At 41.8% G+C, this 18,950-nt stretch carries 10 protein-coding genes and 1 CRISPR repeat array; of the genes, 7 read left to right on the top strand and 3 right to left on the bottom strand.

The genetic code is table 11. The features are described from left to right. The first annotated feature begins 99 nt into the window (after positions 1 to 99). The 3 genes from VB620_RS11090 (at position 100) to VB620_RS11100 (ending at position 7,242) form a co-directional block, all read left to right on the top strand. Positions 100 to 3,387: a type 2 lanthipeptide synthetase LanM family protein gene (locus VB620_RS11090; protein WP_323196210.1), complete on the top strand. Its 3,288-nt coding sequence runs from the start codon at positions 100 to 102 to the stop codon at positions 3,385 to 3,387. A 38-nt stretch (positions 3,388 to 3,425) separates the two neighbouring features. Then, positions 3,426 to 5,654 carry a peptidase domain-containing ABC transporter gene (locus VB620_RS11095; protein WP_323196211.1) on the top strand — a complete coding sequence of 743 codons (2,229 nt, stop codon included), beginning with the start codon at positions 3,426 to 3,428 and terminating at the stop codon, positions 5,652 to 5,654. Between the two features lie 124 nt (positions 5,655 to 5,778). Then, on the top strand, positions 5,779 to 7,242 hold the full coding sequence (locus VB620_RS11100) for an HlyD family efflux transporter periplasmic adaptor subunit (protein ID WP_323196212.1): 1,464 nt from the start codon (positions 5,779 to 5,781) through the stop codon (positions 7,240 to 7,242). Here the strand turns inward: VB620_RS11100 and VB620_RS11105 are convergent. Next, on the bottom strand, positions 7,225 to 7,458 hold the full coding sequence (locus tag VB620_RS11105; protein WP_323196213.1) for a hypothetical protein: 234 nt from the start codon (positions 7,456 to 7,458) through the stop codon (positions 7,225 to 7,227). The genes VB620_RS11100 and VB620_RS11105 overlap by 18 nt on opposite strands. 364 nt (positions 7,459 to 7,822) lie before the next feature. Here VB620_RS11105 and VB620_RS11110 point away from each other — a divergent pair, with 364 nt between their 5' ends. The 4 genes from VB620_RS11110 (at position 7,823) to VB620_RS11125 (ending at position 14,718) form a co-directional block, all read left to right on the top strand. Then, a complete protein-coding gene (locus tag VB620_RS11110) occupies positions 7,823 to 8,068 on the top strand; it encodes a hypothetical protein (RefSeq protein ID WP_323196214.1) in 246 nt (81 codons plus the stop codon). 27 nt (positions 8,069 to 8,095) lie between these two features. Further along, positions 8,096 to 11,362, top strand: a complete 3,267-nt coding sequence (locus VB620_RS11115; RefSeq protein ID WP_323196215.1) for an S-layer family protein — start codon at positions 8,096 to 8,098, stop codon at positions 11,360 to 11,362. A gap of 119 nt (positions 11,363 to 11,481) precedes the next feature. Further along, positions 11,482 to 13,839 (top strand): CHASE2 domain-containing protein, encoded by a 2,358-nt coding sequence (locus tag VB620_RS11120; protein ID WP_323196216.1) that lies wholly within the window; start codon positions 11,482 to 11,484, stop codon positions 13,837 to 13,839. Positions 13,840 to 13,866: 27 nt separating this feature from the next. Further along, entirely contained in the window at positions 13,867 to 14,718 is an 852-nt protein-coding gene (locus VB620_RS11125) for a DUF928 domain-containing protein (protein ID WP_323196217.1), read from the top strand. Positions 14,719 to 14,800: 82 nt separating this feature from the next. After that, positions 14,801 to 15,616: a CRISPR direct-repeat array (repeat unit 37 nt; unit sequence GTTTCCAATTATGCGCCTCCACATTGTTAGTGGAGAC). 324 nt (positions 15,617 to 15,940) lie between these two features. Here the strand turns inward: VB620_RS11125 and VB620_RS11130 are convergent. Both VB620_RS11130 and VB620_RS11135 read right to left on the bottom strand, forming a co-directional pair. Continuing rightward, on the bottom strand, positions 15,941 to 17,446 hold the full coding sequence (locus VB620_RS11130) for a hypothetical protein (RefSeq protein WP_323196218.1): 1,506 nt from the start codon (positions 17,444 to 17,446) through the stop codon (positions 15,941 to 15,943). A 79-nt stretch (positions 17,447 to 17,525) separates the two neighbouring features. Then, entirely contained in the window at positions 17,526 to 18,761 is a 1,236-nt protein-coding gene (locus tag VB620_RS11135; protein ID WP_323196219.1) for a hypothetical protein, read from the bottom strand. Between the last annotated feature and the right edge of the window lie 189 nt (positions 18,762 to 18,950).

The raw sequence follows: 18,950 nt of genomic DNA on the forward strand, positions 1-18,950 counted from the left end.
AGGCGACTTGGCGGTTACATAAATTAAGCCTTTCAGCAATTTTTGCGTAAGTCCTAGATTTTTTACAAATATTTCATTGGTTATTTTTAAGGAAAAATTATGTCAAATATACATACAATACAAACTTTAGAATCTGAAGAAATTTCAGTAAATTCAGATAATACAATTAATCAGCCAATTACATTATCTTCTGATTGGTATCAAGCTATAAATTTATCTGAGCGGATAACATCCTTAACTTTAATTCCACAAGATTTAAGTTCTAGAAAAATTAATGCTGAACTTGCCGAGCGTCGTGTGCAGCGATGGAAGTCGTTACCTCCGTTTTCTACTGATTCTTATTTCATGCAACGTCTAGCAATTAATGGCATAACTGAGGCGGAATTTATTGATTTACTGGGTGAATCAATGGAGGTGGTACGCGATCGCCATCCTATTATGCCAAAATGGTTAACAGATATAAATTTAGCCTTTTCTCGCCATTTAACGCCACAGAATCCAGAAAATAGGAGTTTTTTAAATGCGATCGCCCCACTCATCTTACAAGGATGCGATCGCCTGCGAGCGGGAATTGCATCAATAATCGAAACACAATCTCACCTCCCTTTTGTTCCCAACACTATTACAGAAGTGCTTTGGGAAAATCTGCCAGAAAAGTTACTGGGAATGTTAACTCCGACAATGGTTTTGGAACTGAATGTAGCCCGGCTTCAAGGACATCTCCAAGGGGAAACATCCGCAGCCAGATTCCACAGCTTTCTAGAGCATTTATCCCAGCCTAATAACACACTAAATTTATTACAAGAGTATCCAGTTTTAGCCCGCCAACTAGCAACAGCCATCGAACAGTGGGTGACAATTAGTTTAGAGTTCTTACAGCACTTATGCTCTGATTGGGAAACAATCCAAAATACTTTTAGCCCAGAGAACGATCCCGGCTTGCTTGTAGGATTAGATATGAGTGTAGGCGATCGCCATAAAGGTGGACGTAGCGTAGCCATAGTTCAGTTCAGTTCTGGTTTGCAATTAATTTATAAGCCCAAATCATTAGCTGTAGATATTCATTTCCAAGAATTATTAATCTGGCTAAATCAACGTAGCAATCTTCCTCCATTCCGCACCCTGAAAGTTGTTGATCAAAATACATATGGATGGGTTGAGTTTGCAGAAGTGCAAAACTGCTCTGATTCAGTGGAAGTTGCCCTATTTTACGAACGGATAGGGGGATATTTAGCGTTACTCTACGTTCTCGAAGCCAGAGACTTTCACTTTGAGAATCTGATTGCATCGGGAGAACATCCCATATTGATTGACTTGGAAGCACTTTTTCATCCCCGGATTGATGAATCACAACATAACCAAGTAAACCAGTATGCTGACAGTATTATGTATGACTCAGTTTTACGGGTCGGACTCCTACCCAATCGCGTCTGGTCAAACCCTGAGTCTGGAGGTATTGATGTCAGTGGTTTAGGCACTGTAGGCAAACAACTAACACCAGATCGTCTTCCTTACTGGGAAGGTGAAGGTACAGATGAAATGCAGTTGAAACGCCGACAAATGGAGATGGTTTGGGAGCAACATAGACCAACTCTGAATGGGGCTGAAATCAATGCTTTCGATTATACAGAATCCGTAATTACGGGATTCACCAAAATTTATCAGGTGTTGTTACAACACCGAGATCAACTATTAGCAGAGGATAGCCCATTAAGTAGGTTTGCTAACGATGAAGTGCGGGTGATTCTGCGTCCCACAAGGACTTACGGATTATTACTCATGGAAAGTTTTCATCCCGATTTACTGCGGAATGCACTGGATCGAGATTGCTACTTTGATAGGTTGTGGATGGATGTTAAAAATCAGCCAGAACTAGCCAAAATCATCGCTGCTGAACAGGAAGATTTACACAACGGTGATATTCCCATATTTGTCACCCGTCCTAACTCCCTAGACCTCTGGAGTAGTAATAACGTCTGTATCCCCAACTTCCTCTCGGAAGCCAGTGAGATGGTGGTTCGACGTTCCTTAGAACAACTCAATGAAACTGATCTCAAACAACAACTCTGGTATATTCGGGCTTCCCTCAGCACTCTAGCTACTGATGTGGAGCGAGTGGAACCCACCAACTATTTTTCCACAAAGCCCCAAACTGCGGTGAACAGGGAACAGCTGTTAGCGGCGGCGCGAGTGATTGGCGATCGCTTAGAGGAACTAGCACTACAGGACAAAGGTAATGTGACTTGGATTGGTTTGACACCGACCCTCACCAGCCAATTGTCTTTAATTCCCTTGGGGTTGGATCTTTATGGTGGTGTTGCTGGGGTCGCACTTTTCCTCGCTTACTTGGGTGATGTTACCAAAGAGGAACGCTACACTCAACTGGCAGAATCGGCGGTCAAGACATTACAAAAGCAGACCAAGTTAGGTAAATCTTTTCTCAAGTTAGTTGGTGGCTTTAGCGGATGGGGAGGAGTGATCTATACTTTGACTCATCTGGGTGTATTGTGGTCACAGCCAGAACTATTAACTGAAGCTGAATCCCTGCTGGAAATTCTCCCCAGTGCGATCGCTCAGGACGAACAATTAGATATTATCGGTGGATCAGCCGGATGTATTCTCAGCTTAGTCAATCTCTATCGTTCTCACCCTTGTGAAAGCATTATTCAGATAGCCCGTCAATGCGGCGAAAGGTTGCTGACACAGGCGCAATCAATGGAACAAGGCATCGGTTGGGTGGTGCGTCACGCCGGCACAAAACCTCTAGCTGGCTTCTCTCACGGTGCAGCCGGGATAGCCTTAGCATTGCTGGAATTAGCTGCATTTACAGGGGATACACGGTTCCGTACAGCCGCCTTAGATGCGATCGCCTACGAAAGAACGCTATTTGATATCCCCGAAGGAAATTGGCTAGATCAGCGCGACGTAGAGATTCCAGGTCAAGCCGTTAACAATCATGCCTTTATGACAGCCTGGTGTCATGGTGCGCCGGGAATTGGGTTAGCTCGTTTACGCGGTCTTCCACACCTCGACAATGACAAAATTCGGGCGGAAATTAACACAGCCCTGAAAACCACTCTCGCTCAGGGATTTGGTAGCAATCATTCCCTCTGTCACGGAGATTTGGGCAACCTAGAATTGCTCTTGCAAGCCAGTCTCACCCTGAATGATCCTCAGTGGAAAACTGAAGTTGACCGCCTAGCTGCCGTCATTCTCGCAAGTATCGACCAACAAGGCTGGCTCTGTGGTGTTCCCTTGGGAGTAGAGACACCAGGACTGATGACCGGACTAGCCGGTATTGGTTATGGATTATTACGCCTAGCAGCACCCCAGGATGTTCCTTCCGTACTAGGACTGGAACCCCCTCACCAGAACAGCCAAGTATAGAAACAAATCGAATATGTAACGCTACCCAATAAATAACCATGAAATTCCAGCTGATTAAACAGCATAGTGAAGAAGACTGTGGCGCTGCTAGTCTAGCTTCCATTGCTAAACATTATGGTAAAACCCTTAGCATCAGCCGATGTCGGGAAGCTGTCGGCACTAGACAGCAAGGAAGTTCCCTCTTAGGTTTAAAACAAGGCGCAGAAGTTCTGGGTTTCAACGCCAGAGCCGTCAAAGTAGCTCCGGAACTTTTCGATGAAACAACCATTCCTCTACCAGCGATCATCCACTGGAAAGGTTATCATTGGGTAGTTTTCTATGGTAAACAGGGTAATAAATACGTCATTGCTGACCCCGGTGCAGGCATTCGTTATTTAGAAAAAAAGTGGCTTCTGGAAGCATGGACAAACGGTGTCATGCTGCTGCTAGAACCAGATCCAGTCCGCTTTTTTACTCAAGAAGATGAAAAAGGTAAAATTGGCGGTTTGGGACGCTTCCTGCGGCGTGTTTGGCCTTATCGTGCTGTTATTGCTCAAACCTTGTTGCTCAATTCGGTTTTAGGTCTTCTGTCTCTCACCTCACCCTTTTTGTTGCAAATTCTCACCGATGATGTGCTGGTTCGTGGAGACAGACAACTTTTAACTAGTGTTGTGATTGCTGTGGTTGTTATGCACCTAGTTAGCAGTAGCCTACAGTTAGCACAATCAAATATGGTCGCTAACTTTGCACAACGTATGCAACTAGGGCTAATTTTTGAATTTGGACGACAAATTCTCCGCCTACCTTTAAGTTATTATGAATCCCGTCGGAGTGGCGAAATTGTCAGTCGCTTAGAAGATATTCAACAAATTAATCAGTTAATTTCTCAAGCTGTTGTCAGTCTACCGAGTCAGTTATTTATCGCCTTAGTTTCCTTGAGCTTGATGCTATTTTACAGTCTAAAACTTACAGCTGTAGCTGGTGCGATCGCTCTTTTAATGACTCTTTCCACAATCCTTTCTTTGCCCACCCTCCAGCAAAAAATTCGCAGTGTTTTAGTCTTATCCTCCGAAAACCAAGGCGTTTTAGTTGAAACCTTCAAAGGTGCAATTACTCTCAAAACCACCGCCGCAGCGCCCCAATTCTGGGAAGAGTTCCAGAGTCGATTTAGTCGCCTCGCTAACCTCAGCTTCCGAACTATTCAAATTGGTATTCTCAACGGCATATTTTCCAACTTAGTATCCAGCATCGGCAGTATCGCCTTGCTCTGGTTTGGTAGCACTCTAGTAATTCAGCAGGAATTATCTATTGGGATGCTCTTGGCATTTAACAGCATGAATGGTAACTTTACCAGCTTTATTAAAACTACTATTGATTTTGTGGATGAATACACCCGTGCCAAAACTGCCACCCAACGCCTCACAGAAGTGATTGACGCTACCCCAGAAACTCTAGATAATAGCCACAAGCCTTGGGTTAAAATTCAGACTAATGCAGACATCACCTGTAATCAGCTAAACTTCCATCATCCCGGCAGAATGGAACTGTTGCAAGATTTCTCTCTCACTATTCCTGGCGGTAAAGTAATTGCTCTGATTGGTAAATCTGGCTGTGGTAAAAGTACCCTAGCAAAATTAATTGCAGGTTTATATCCCCTCCAGTCTGGAAATATTCGCTTTGGAATTTATAATCTGCAAGACGTGGCTTTAGACTGCTTTCGCCAACAAGTGGTTTTAGTTCCTCAAGAGGCGCACTTTTGGAGTCGGTCAATTATGGACAACTTCCGCTTAGGTTACCCTGATATTACCTTAGAGCAGATTGTGCAAGCTTGCCAAATTGCTGGGGCTGATGAGTTTATCAGCAACCTCCCGGACAAATATCAAACAGTTTTAGGAGAATTTGGTGCTAATTTGTCGGGGGGTCAAAAGCAAAGATTAGCCATTGCTAGAGGGATTGTGAATAACCCACCAGTGCTGATTTTAGATGAATCTACTGGCGCTCTTGACCCAGTTAGTGAAGCTCAAGTATTAAACCAATTACTAACTCATCGCCAAGGTCAAACCACTATTTTAATTAGCCATCGTCCTAAAGTGATTCAGCAAGCTGATTGGATTGTGATGTTAGAAAAAGGACAAGTGAAAATTCAAGGTTCTCCAGCAGTTTTATCTCAGCAAGTTGGGGAGCATTTAGATTTTCTCGACGGTGTGGATATATCGAGAGTAAATAATTTCACTACTAATCCCTCTCACTTTCATCGCAATGGAAATTCCGCAACAAGTGTTTGCTAATCTCTACCCAAAAAACAGAGTTACTGAATTTGCCAATGAAACGGCAAAATTACCTTCTTTGTACCTTTGCGCCTTTGCGTGAAACAAATCCATATTCTCATTCAGCAACACCCAAAAAACTATTATGGTTAACCACATTAATACAGACTCTCTCCCCATAGTTGAAAGTGATGAATTTCTGCCGCCTATTGGTAATTGGACGAGATTAGGCAGTTTGGTAATTGTCGCTGGTGTGGGGATTGCGATCGCCCTAGCTTCTGTAATTGAATATAAAGTCACTGTTAAAGGCGAAGCGAGTATCCGCCCAATGGGAGAATTACGCCTTGTGCAAGCCGCGACGGAAGGTCAAGTAACAAACATTTTTGTCAAAGAAAATCAAGCTGTAAAAAAGGGAGATGTGCTGGCTACTATTGATGATTCCCGTCTGCAAACTCAAAAAACTCAACTGCAAAATAACATTCAGCAGACACAATTGCAATTACTACAAATTGATGCCCAAGTTAAAGCTTTAAATCGTCAAATTCAAGCCGAAACACAAAGAAATAGTCGTGCAGTTATTTCGGCTCAAGCCTCGCTGAGTCGCGCTCAAAGGAATTATCAAGACCAAAAAATTAATGTGAAATCCCAAGTGGAAGAGGCTGAGGCTAATTTAAAAAGAGCGCAAAATGAGTTAACTCAAGTACAGGTGGAATTGCGTTCAGATCGTGCTAATCTAAAGTCAACAGAGGCAGCAATGAATGCAGCCCAAGCCAAACGCGATCGCTATCAAAAGGCAGTGGAAGTAGGTGTTTTATCTCTCAATCAATTAGAAGAAGTACAGTTAGATGTAGCCCAACAAAAACACGCCGTCGAAGTCCGACAAGCTACGATAGAAGCGCAACAGCAAATTATTTCCCAGCAAGAACAAACAGTAGCTGCAATGCGATCGCAACTGCAACGAGTCCAAGCCGCACTTAATCCTAGTGATGCCGAAATTGCGATCGCGCAAGAAACCATTGCTCAAGAAAGTGCTAGCGGTGAAGCTACTATCGCCATACTCAACCGCGAATGGGAAGCATTATTTCAGCAGAGGATTCAAATCAAAAATCAGATCCAGCGTGACACCAGCGAACTCCAACAAATAGAAAGTAACCTCAGTCAAACCAAAATTACAGTACCTGAAGATGGGATGCTCTCCCAACTAAATCTCCGCAACCCTGGTCAATCGGTACGTGTGGGTGAGGAAATTGCCCAAATTGTCCCTAGCAATGCTCCTTTAGTCATCAAAGCCGTCGTCTCCCCTGATGATGTGAGTAAATTAGCAAAAGATCAAAAAGTACAGATGCGGGTTTCCGCCTGTCCCTATCCCGACTACGGTACTCTTAAAGGTGTTGTCACTCAAATTTCTCAAGATACAGTCGCCGACTCCGCTAACCCCAGCACTTCCTTCTACGACGTAACCATACACCCAGAAACCTTGTTCTTTGGTAAGAACAACCATAAATGTATTCTTCAACCCGGAATGGAGGGTAGAGCCGATATTATTTCACGATCAGAAACAGTCTTGAAATTCCTCCTCAGAAAGGCTCGGTTAATTGCAGAATGGTAATATTGTGTTTAGCAAAAATTGGGAATCGTCAGAGAAAACTTGATATTTCTGGTGAAAAGAACTGGAAAAAGCCACATTTAAAGCTAATTGCTGACAATCATAGCTCCTAACTTCTAGGATTGGCGATCGCATTAATGAACCGACAGCAAGTTGCAGGTTAAAATCTTGTGGTTCTAGGTAAAGATGCCCGCCTAGTACCTGCTCAAATGATAACACACCTGAGCAAGTAGCTGAATTTTTAACTACTTATGTTTTTTTATGAACAAATCAAAAATAATGCGTACAAATACAGTTGTTTCTGGTTTAATATTCCATAAGCTAAATTTCCATCAACAAAATTCAAAATTCCGTAAAAGTTTCCACTCAAGTTGAAGAATTAAATACAGCAGGTTGCAGGTATATGAAGTACAAAAGCAATAGTAAAACTCTTGTGGGGTGGGCATCTTGCCCGCCTTTGTGTACCTCATCAAAATGAAATTTGCTGTATCAGCTTTTTCACTAATTCATTACTGCTATCAAAGGCTAATTGTTTCGCAAACTGCATCTGCTAGTAAATTTGAAGAAACAAAAAAAACTAAAAATGAAAGAAAAACAGCAAAAGCTCAAAAATATCGATTTGTTCACTGAACTTACTCTCAGTCAACAAGAACAAATTAATGGGGGTATTTTTGGCAGATTGACTTTCAATATACCTCGTATTCCTAATGGTTCCTCTACACCTTTCCTGTCTAATATCCCAATACCACCACCACCACCACCACCACCACCAGAGGAACCCACGCCTATATTTTTCTTCGGAAGGTTCTTCAATTTTATAGCAAGGTAAACTCCTAATATTTTTGAGGATGGCATCATGGGTATAAGCTGGTCAAATTGTTACTGGCGGTTTAAAGTAGCCAGTTTCTTAGCAGTGTGTGCATCCGGAAATCTTGCCCAAGCTCAGATTACCCCTGATTCCTCCTTAAATACCGAAAATTCTAGACTGACTCCAAACGTTACCATAGACGGTCTTCCTACTGATCGCATTGATGGCGGAGCGATCAGAGATACAAGCCTATTTCACAGTTTTCGAGAATTCAACGTTGGCGATGGACAACGAGTCTTTTTTGCCAATCCTGAGGGAATTGAAAATATTTTCAGTCGAGTCACTCAAACTAACCCATCAACAATTCTGGGGACTCTTGGTGTCAACGGTGGAGCTAATCTATTTTTACTCAATCCCAATGGCATAATTTTTGGGCCTAATGCCAGACTAGACCTCCGGGGTTCCTTTCTAGTTACAACTGCCCAAAGCATCAAATTTAATGATGGTAGGGAATTTAGCACTATTAACCCCTCTACTCCTCCTTTGCTCACCCTGAATGTTCCCATTGGCTTGGAGTATGGACAAAATCCAGGCACAATTCTCGTACAAGGGCAAGGTAATCAACTCAGCATCAATCAGGAGACTGGTGAAGTCCTAGAAGTAAACCGCACTGGTGGTTTGGCAGTAGAACCCGGTCAAACCTTAGCTCTGGCTGGTGGTGAAGTCCTGCTGGAAGGCGGAAGTTTGAGCGCCGAATCAGGGCGAGTTGAAGTTTGGAGCGTTCTAGGAGAGGGTTTATTAAGTCTTACCCCAACGAACCCAGGCTGGGAATTGAGCAATCAGAGCGTGGAGAACTTCCAAGAAATCCGCCTTTCCCAAGCTGCTGCTATTGATACCAGTGGTGATGAAGGTGGCAATATTCAAATTCAGGGACAGCGAGTCATACTACAAGATGGTTCATTCATTTTATCCTTGACTCGTGGTGAGGGAAGTGGAGGAACTATCAGCATCAGAGCCTCTGAATCTATCGCAGCCAGTGGAACTGCCCCCAATGGTGAATCTAGTCTCTTTTTAAGTGAAACAACAGGTATCGGCAATGCTGGTGACATAGAAATATACACAGGTAAATTGATTCTCAACAATGGGGCGCAAGTATCATCTAGTACTTTTAACCGAGGCAATGGCGGCCAAATTATTGTCAACGCCTCAGAGTTAGTCGAAGCGACAGGACTCGCCGTCACTGGAAAATTTGCCAGTGGCTTATTTTCCGTTGCCCGTCAGAATATTGGTGAGGGTGGCACAGTAGAAATTAACACAGGCAAGCTGATTCTCCAGGATGGCGCACAGATAAGCGCCACAACTTTTAGTCAGGGGCCTGGAGGAAATGTACTGGTAAACGCTTCAGAGTCAGTGGAAGCTATTGGTATTGCCCCAATTGGTCCTAGCGGCTTATTTGCTGCTAGTCTTAGTAATGGCGAAGGTGGCAACGTAGTGATTAAGACAGGCAAGCTGATTCTCCAAGATGGCGCACAGGTAAGCGCAGCCACAACTTTTGCTGAGGATAAAGGAGGCGAAGGCGGCCATGTGTTTGTATATGCCAAGGAGTCAGTGGAAGTGATTGGCACTGCCCAACAAAATGGCAATGTTTTCAGCATCATAGCAGCACAGACTCAAGGGACGGGAAAAGGCGGCATAGTAGTGATTAAGACAGGCAAGCTGATTCTCCAGGATGGCGGACAGGTAAGCGCAGCCACAACTTTTGCTGAAGATAAAGGAGGCGAAGGCGGCTATGTGTTGGTCAATGCCAAAGAGTCAGTGGAAGTGATTGGTATTGCTCAAAATGGCACTTTTACCAGCTCCTTGGGAGTACAGACTTTCGGAACTGGGGAGGGCGGTACTGTAAGAGTTAAAACAAACAGGCTGATTCTCCAGGATGGCGGACAGGTAAGCGCAGCCACATTTAATCAGGGTAACGGAGGCTATGTGTTGGTCAATGCCAAGGAGTCAGTGGAAGTGATTGGTATTGCTCAAAATGGCACTTTTGCCAGCTCTTTGGGAGTACAGACTTTCGGAACTGGGGAGGGCGGTAGAGTAGAGATCAATACACAGAAGCTGACTCTCCAGGATGGCGGACAGGTAAGCTCTAGAACTACCAATGAGGGCAAAGGAGGCGATGTAGTGGTGAACGCTTCGGAGTCAGTAGAAGCTACTGGTATAAATGGTAGGTTCAGAAGCGGATTGGTAGCACAGACCGAAGGTACTAAGAACGCAAGTGGTGGTACTGTAATAGTGAACACAGGAAGACTAATTCTCCAAGATGGGGCAAGGGTAACTGCTACAACCTTTGCTGAGGGTAAAGGAGGCGATGTGTCTGTCCATGCCAGGGAATCAGTGGAAGCAATTGGTTTTGGGAGCGGTTTGAGAGCGGAGAGTCGAGGTGCGGGAAACGGTGGTACTATAACAATCAATACGGGACGCTTTCTAGCTAGAAACAGAGCGCAACTTGGTGTGAATAATCAGGGAGGAGGAGATGCAGGGAATCTAAAAGTGACAGCTCGTAACCTGTTGTTAGACAATCAAGGGGTGATTTCAGCCACAACTACATCAGGTGAGGGCGGAAATATTACGCTCCACATCGACGAGCTTTTGTTATTACGCCGCAACAGTCAAATTTCGACTACCGCAGGTATTGATGGGGCTGGTGGAGATGGTGGTAACATCGTCATTGATGCACCAGATGGTTTTATCGTCGCTACCGCTAATGAAAATAACGATATCACGGCTAATGCTTTTGAAGGGCAAGGTGGTGAGATTACTATCAACACTCGTGGTATTTTTAGTATAGAAGAACGTTTATCAACTCCCTCAAATAATACTAATGATATTGATGCTAGTTCCCAATTTGGCTTAACGGGTATAGTTTCAATTAATACGCCTGATTTAGATCCTAGTCGCGGTTTGGTAGAATTACCTGATAATTTTACGGATGTGTCCCAACAAATTGTCTCTAGTTGTAATCCGGGAAGCTCTGCTCGACGTAGTTCTTTTACTGTTACCGGACGGGGAGGAATTGCCCGCAGTCCTATTGAACCATTTCCCGGTGAAGTATCTACTGGACGATGGATTACATTGGATTCAATAAATGAGCATGAAAGTGGTCATGTCAGTAATGAAAGTTTTCCCGTTTCTACACCGCAAATAGTGGAGGCGCAGGGCTGGGTTATTAATCCAAATGGGAATATTTCTTTAGTCGCTCAAGTCCCAAATGTTAATTCTGGTGGGTCTGTTGCTGGTGGTTTTTGTTGGGGTCAGTAATTGCATATATTGCGATCGCAGTCGTATATGGGTGATGAAGAAACGAACCGCAGAGGCGCAGAGGTCGCAGAGTTATCATTTTTGGTTTTCCGCTAAGTTAGGTCGTCATCTCTGGGGTCATGACGTTGGGTAAGTTAGTAGTTTTAAAGTTGGGTATAGGGAGTTTTGAGGCGGGTTTTCCTGTAACTTTACAAATTGGTGATGAGGATTTCCGACCAATTGTCGAAATTACTGGGGAGTTACCCCCAAATTTAGATATTCCTCTGGTTTACCATCAATGGCAATCTATTTACTGTCAGCTAAAATTTTCTGGTCGCCCTATCGGTATTCCTAAGTTATCTCCACAAATTGCTTCTTTGGCAGATTGCGAAAAGGCTGGGGATGTTTTGAAGTTTCACTTAAATACTTGGTTATTATCCTCTGGTTTTCGTCCTATCCGCGAGAAGTTACTGGAAAAACTCCTACCGTCAGACCATATCCGCCTATTATTACAAACTAATGACCTGAGATTGCAAAAACTCCCTTGGCATTTGTGGGATTTATTAGAACGCTATCCCCAAGCCGAAATCGCTCTAAGTGCGCCTAGTTATGAACAGGTGAGCCGCAATTCACACCCCCAATTACAGGTGCAGGTTTTAGCAATTTTGGGTAATAGTCAGGGAATTGATATTGCTACAGATGGTCAATTATTAAAAGAATTACCTCATGCAAATACTACTTTTCTGGTGGAACCATCTAGTAAGGATTTGACTGACAAGCTATGGGAACAAGATTGGCAGATTTTGTTTTTTGCTGGACATAGTGCTACTGATAATATTGGCAATGAGGGGAAAATATATCTGAATCAAACTGAGTGTTTAACTATTAGTCAGTTAAAGTATGCGTTGCGAAAAGCAGTAGAACGCGGTTTACATTTGGCAATTTTTAATTCTTGTGATGGTTTGGGTTTGGCTAGGGAGTTGGCAGATTTACAAATACCCCAAATTATCGTGATGCGAGAACCAGTCCCTGACCGGGTGGCGCAAGAATTTTTGAAGTATTTTTTGGCGGCTTTTGCTGGTGGTGAGTCTTTATATGTAGCTGTGAGGGAAGGGCGGGAACGGTTGCAAGGGCTGGAAAGTGAATATCCTAGTGCTAGTTGGTTGCCGATAATTTATCAAAATCCGGCCATGATGCCTCTATTGTGGCGAGAATTACACGTTAACCAGGATAATCTGCCAGTACCTTCTGTAGGCAAAGTTATCACTAGCAGAGGTGTGCAGTTACGACAGGCTTTATCTACGGTGATGCTTGCCAGTATGGTTGTGACACTGTTGTTAATGGGAGTTAGGTATTTTGGTTTACTGCAATCATGGGAGTTAATGGCCTTTGACCACTTACTACGTCTGCGTCCCCAGGAAAAGCCGGATTCTCGGATACTGGTAATTACTGTGACAGAGGAAGATGTCCAAGCCCAATCTAGCAATAGAAGGGGGTCTTTATCAGATGAGTCTCTGGATAAGTTGTTGGCTAAGTTGGAGGGGTATGAACCACGGGTGATTGGTTTGGATATTTACAGAGATTATGCTGTAGAACCGGCTTATCCCATGTTGGCAGAACGGATGAGAAATAGCGATCGCTTTGTAGCAGTATGTCAAGTTAGCAACCCCGAATCTAGCAAACCAGGCATCAAACCACCCCCAGAAGTCCCTCCCGCAGCCCTCGGCTTCAGTGATATTGTCATCGATCCTGATCATGTAGTGCGACGACATTTGTTGGCGTTAACTCCCCCTCCTTCCTCTCCCTGTGCTGCACCTTATGCTTTAAATGTGCAGTTAGCTCTACGTTATTTATATACTGAAGGGATTCAGTTACAATTCACCCCTGATGGTGCATGGCAATTAGGTAAACTCACTTTTAAACCAATTGAAACCCATACCGGAGGCTACCAAGGTGTTGACGCATTGGGACACCAAATTTTACTCAATTATCGCTCTTTTCCTAACTTAGAGGCGATCGCACCCCGCATTACTCTACAACAAGCACTAGGCGGTCAACTACAAGCCGATGCCGTCAAAGATAAAATAGTTTTAATTGGAACCACAGCCGAAAGTTTTCGTGATTATTCATTAACTCCCTACGCCTCCCCTGAAGGGAAATCACAGGAAATAGCCGGAGTTTGTTTACAAGCACAGATGTTGAGTCAGTTGTTGAGTGCGGCTTTGGATGGGCGACCTTTGTTATTGACTTGGAATATCTGGGGGGAAGTGATTTGGGTTTGGGTTTGGGCGATGACAGGGAGTTTGCTAGTGGTTTATCTGCACAAAGTCACTTATTTCACCTGGGCCATTGGGGTAGCATTTCTGAGTTTATCCAGTTTTTGCTTGATATTATTAATACTATATAGTTATTGGGTTCCTTTCGTACCTGCGGCGATCGCATTAGGAGGTAGTGCTGTCATCTTCATCGCCGTCATTCAGCCCCTCAAACAATCATAAAAATATCTTTTTGCTGAACAACTAATTATGAAAAACCTACAATTAACTATAGCCTTGGGGATAGTATTCACTATTAACATATCCTTCCCTTTACAACTCCAAGCATTACCAGTTAGCAATTTCACCTCAGTCAAGTTTATCCCACCACCGCCACCACCAGACCGCAGTGCAACAGGTTCTAGGAGTGGTGCTGCAAGCCGTGGCTGCAACGCAGGTGATCAAACTGTAACAGCTTTAGTCCCCACCTATGAACAAGATCTTAGCCAAGACAAACAAGAGATTATTCCCATAACTCAAGTTTGGGGTTTAACAAATACCGAACATCCTAACTTCTTCTTTTTCGTTCCTTACAATACCGCATCTATCGTTAACATAGAGTTTGTTTTACAAGAGCAAATCCAGAATAAAACTCAAACTTTATACCGTACCTATTTAATTCCACCAGCAGCACCAGGAATTATTAATGTTGATATACCAGCAAGTAAAGCCTCATTGCAGGTGGGAAAAATGTATCATTGGTTTCTGAAAGTCCGGGTTCAATGTGACGAAAAACAATCTCCGAAACTAGATTATGCTGATGGTTGGGTACAAAGAATTGACCAAAATCCCACATTAACAGAACAACTCAAACAAGCAACAATGGCACAAAAAACCACCATTTATGCTGAAAATGGTTTGTGGTACGATGCTATTATGAATTTGGCAGAATTACGCCTTAGCAATCTCCAAAATGAAACTTTATTAGTCAAGTGGACAACGTTACTTAATTCAGTTGGCTTGGAGAAAATAGCTAATCAACCACTGATTAATTGTTGCCAACCCAGTTTGAATAATAATTCCCCCAATCCCCAGCAGAATTCAGAAACCGAAAAGTTTTAGCATGATTTCTCAGTTCTTGAGTGAGTCATCATTGTTAGTGGAGACATCTATACAAGGCTTCATCATGAATAAATTGAAATTTGTTTCCAATTATGCGCCTCCACATTGTTAGTGGAGACATGATTAATCCCTTCATAAAGCAATTTATACCCGGTTTCCAATTATGCGCCTCCACATTGTTAGTGGAGACTTGGTTCGTAATCGCATTAGCTGGATAAATGGTGTTTCCAATTATGCGCCTCCACATTGTTAGTGGAGACGCTGGCGACGGGTGGACTAGGTTGAGATGTATTAAGTTTCCAATTATGCGCCTCCACATTGTTAGTGGAGACCTTGTTACCGAATTTAATAGAATTGCAATCCTTAGTTTCCAATTATGCGCCTCCACATTGTTAGTGGAGACTTTGTGACTCCCACAGAAAAACGAGCCATAGGTTTCCAATTATGCGCCTCCACATTGTTAGTGGAGACATGACTTTAGCAGGGGCTGAAAGGAACTTTAAATTTGTTTCCAATTATGCGCCTCCACATTGTTAGTGGAGACTCATTTATTTGTGTTGTTTTTGAGTGTAAAATCAGTTTCCAATTATGCGCCTCCACATTGTTAGTGGAGACATTAACAGCATCAGTCGTAAAGTTACGCACCCAGTTTCCAATTATGCGCCTCCACATTGTTAGTGGAGACATTGTTGATTTCAGCTTCCCTAAAGAAGTGTTGCGTTTCCAATTATGCGCCTCCACATTGTTAGTGGAGACACGAATACGACTACATACCGTTTAAAGAGGCTTTGTTTCCAATTATGCGCCTCCACATTGTTAGTGGAGACAGAAAATAATTTAGATTTACTTTTTTCTAACTTTGTTTCCAATTATGCGCCTCCACATTGTTAGTGGAGACTGCTGGGTTCTAGAAAGCTTGAGAGGCAAGACTTTCAACACCCATTTTCGTCAACCGATCTAAAAAGTACCGTTTGCGCGATCGCTTGTCAAGTCCTCCTCCCATCAAAATGACCTCAAACACAGTCCTGGCATAGATTCCAGAGTTTGCGTCAACCTCATTTTCTCCTAAAAACCTCGAAAGCCATAGCTGATAAGCCTTTACAGGTTATATAACAGGCGATTTATAAATACACCTACAGGTTGACGCAGTTTTAGGTAGTGTTGTTAAGTGATATCGTTGGCCATGAATCTCCATAAACTATAAAATAGCAAATTCAAATATCTACTCAGACAATAAATCTCTAAAGCTTTCTAATTCATAGTCAATTAACGCTTGTTTTAAATCCTGATGTAATTGATACATAAGACTAGCTTTTTGTAAAGAAGTAAAGGTTTGGTTCGCAACAAAATTTAAACATTTTAAAACCTTATTTTTCCAAGTATCTTTATTTTTAGCATCCCAAGCCTCAAAAACTTCCTGTTCTTGTAACCCTAATAATCTATGAAATAGAGGATTTCTATTATCTCGCGCCTTACCCCAAACTACACTCATAATGTGAGTAGGATTTTGACATTCTGGTTTTGCTGCTTGCAACAATTGATAAAGTGATTCGCTAAAAAGACCAATCTTACCTTGATTTCTTAATTTATCTTGCATATTGGTATAAAGGCGATTGAGATACTTTGGTAAATCTCTTGATATGCTACTTTTAAGTTCTGGTGAACCATCTCGTTTATATTGAATATGAGTTTTATACTCGTATTCAGCCCATTTACAAATTAAACCTTCCACTGCTCGAAAACTGTGAAATAATGCTTCCACAGTGTTACCTTGTTCCAACCGTACCACACCTAAATAAGCTGCTTCATAACCAGTCCACCACCAATTTTGTAAACGTTCTTGTGCTGCTTCTCCTAACCCTTTGGCAAACTCATCAAAATTTGCAAAATTCCATTGAATTGCTATCTTCAATAATTGTCTGAGCTTTTCTTCCTGTGGATTAGGAGTATTTGACCAATAAAATTTTAATAAACTCTCTACTCCAGAATAGTCAAAACGTTCTAATAAAACTTTTGCTTCTTGTAGTTGAATACCACGTAAATAATTAGAACTAGTGATTAATCGAGTATTTTCTGGTTCGTATTCATTTGATACCAAGAATGTCACCTTTTTGCCAAATTTTGCAAGAGTCGCAAATTGAATGGCAGATGAAATTGCAGGTGTCCCAGCTTGATGGCTGACATATATATTATCAACGGGTTTAAATTCTAAGGTCGATAATTCTTTTTGAACTAACTTTAAGGCTTGATCCCAATTATCTAAACCTTCATCTTTTGATTGTGGTTTAAGTTCTAAATACTCAACTTCCTTAATTCTTGGAAAATTAATTTGGAAATACTTATCGAATATTGGCTCCAAAGTACAAGTATCTTTCCAATAGGGGGATTTTTTCTCTGGATTTGTATAAGCAGCTTCTTGATTTGTGAGAATAACAATGATTCTGTCTGGCTGATTTTGACCTTGTAGCTTTTTAGCAAAAGCATCAAGAAGCGGAAAGCATAAATCTTGGTAAATATCTTTATCTAGTTTATTATCTAGTTGAGTACCATAAATTACACCCATAACCCTTGCTGGCACTGTGAAAATGACATCATCTTCTTTTTTTACAGGTTGGAAGCTATGGTCTCTCTCTAATCCTCGTCTCCCCTCTCTATATAAATTAATCCAGTTGGTCTTATTCTTAAGTTGAACGTCACTATTTCCTGTAGTTATAATCCAGATATTCATGTTTTTGCACTTGATATAAGTTTGTTGATATTTGATATTCAGATGCTCGACTCTCGAAAAAATCGAGCAGCTATATTTTTTAATTTCCTCCCCAAAGCTTGATAAAATTATTATTGTTGCTATTTAAAAAAGTCAAAAACTCCCTGGATTTTGGTAAATCGTCCGGGGTAAAAATAGTTAATAATTCAACATATTTATACTTTCCATTTTCATTTCTTTGGCGAATTATCTGACCATCTATTTTCTCATAAAGAGGATACATCCTATGCCAAATCCTACTAACTTTACTCGGATTATACTTATTACCTATACTCCCAGTTAATTCTGTTCTCTTGATAAAATTATCTTTATGGAACCATTCAACAGCTAAACTATCGTTTTTATCTTCTGCAATTCTTCCCCAAACTTGCACTCTTTGAGGATGCCAAACTTCACGCCAATTGTTTACATGGTTATTTGTAGATGGTAGATTAAAGTAATTTCTGACAGCATCGGGAATACTCGCCAAGAAAGTCTTGATATTATCCAATTCTCCATTTGGTGCTGTAATACAATAATCTGCTGATTCTGATAGTTTGGTGAACAACCAATGACAACCAATCATCGGTTTATCATCATTAGCAAAATATGATTGATAAAATAAGTCATGATGAACTCTCCGCCATGATTTACCAAAACCACCTAGTAGTAGAGAAAATTTAATCAGGAGGGTAATAAATTCTCTGTCTTGTTCCAAGCATGATTTGACAGCGAAAATATCTAATATTCCTGATTTTAAATTGTAGAGAGGCATTGGTCTAGCTTTTCTACCATTAGAAGAATAGTTATGTTCTTCAATAACTAAAGTTTTAACTTGAAAATCAACACCAAATTTACCAACTATCGAGCCACTTTCTTCACCACCAAATCCACCCCACAGTTCCTTTATTAATCCTTGGGTTGTTTTGTCATCCGTCACCCCTGCTAGTAAACGTAAAGTATGTCCGCGTAATGCTGCTTTAAACATATTCGGACGAAATTCTGTTGTGCCATTTAGTAAAGTCGAAACTATTCCCCGTCCGCTAAGATTTACCGATGCAATAACTTTAGGATTTGACAAAAATATTTTATTTTTATCTTGAATTTTTTCAAATTTACCGTAACCGGCACTAGTTCTCGAACCGATTCCCTCAGATAATGCACGTTCCCAAATTTGTCTAACTAAATTCCAATCTACATAAATATCAGTATTATTTTTAGTTCGGGAAATGCCAAATTTGAACTTTGTTTGATACAGTGATATTTGTACCTTTGCACTACTATTTTCATTACGCATAACTTGACGTTCTTCTTGATTGTGAACAAGATCAAGTAAACGTTTGGGATTCCCCCAGGACATACAGCATTTCCGGCTATTATGAAGTACAGTAGCAGCAACTAGCAAACCAGTTTCTTAAATGTTGAGGATTGATTAAGTCGAGTGCAACTGAGATTAGTTTATCAACCATTTCTGTTGTAGTTGGAG

This window comes from Nodularia harveyana UHCC-0300 (assembly GCF_034931085.1).
In the GTDB taxonomy this organism is placed as follows: domain Bacteria; phylum Cyanobacteriota; class Cyanobacteriia; order Cyanobacteriales; family Nostocaceae; genus Nodularia; species Nodularia harveyana.

Excerpts from the sequence above, each read along its gene's own strand:
- VB620_RS11125 (WP_323196217.1), top strand. The coding sequence starts at position 13,867 with ATGAAAAACCTACAATTAACTATAGCCTTGGGGATAGTATTCACTATT.
- VB620_RS11110 (WP_323196214.1), top strand. The coding sequence starts at position 7,823 with ATGAAAGAAAAACAGCAAAAGCTCAAAAATATCGATTTGTTCACTGAA.
- VB620_RS11130 (WP_323196218.1), bottom strand. The coding sequence starts at position 17,446 with ATGAATATCTGGATTATAACTACAGGAAATAGTGACGTTCAACTTAAG.
- VB620_RS11120 (WP_323196216.1), top strand. The coding sequence starts at position 11,482 with ATGACGTTGGGTAAGTTAGTAGTTTTAAAGTTGGGTATAGGGAGTTTT.
- VB620_RS11115 (WP_323196215.1), top strand. The coding sequence starts at position 8,096 with ATGGGTATAAGCTGGTCAAATTGTTACTGGCGGTTTAAAGTAGCCAGT.
- VB620_RS11095 (WP_323196211.1), top strand. The coding sequence starts at position 3,426 with ATGAAATTCCAGCTGATTAAACAGCATAGTGAAGAAGACTGTGGCGCT.
- VB620_RS11100 (WP_323196212.1), top strand. The coding sequence starts at position 5,779 with ATGGTTAACCACATTAATACAGACTCTCTCCCCATAGTTGAAAGTGAT.
- VB620_RS11090 (WP_323196210.1), top strand. The coding sequence starts at position 100 with ATGTCAAATATACATACAATACAAACTTTAGAATCTGAAGAAATTTCA.
- VB620_RS11135 (WP_323196219.1), bottom strand. The coding sequence starts at position 18,761 with ATGCGTAATGAAAATAGTAGTGCAAAGGTACAAATATCACTGTATCAA.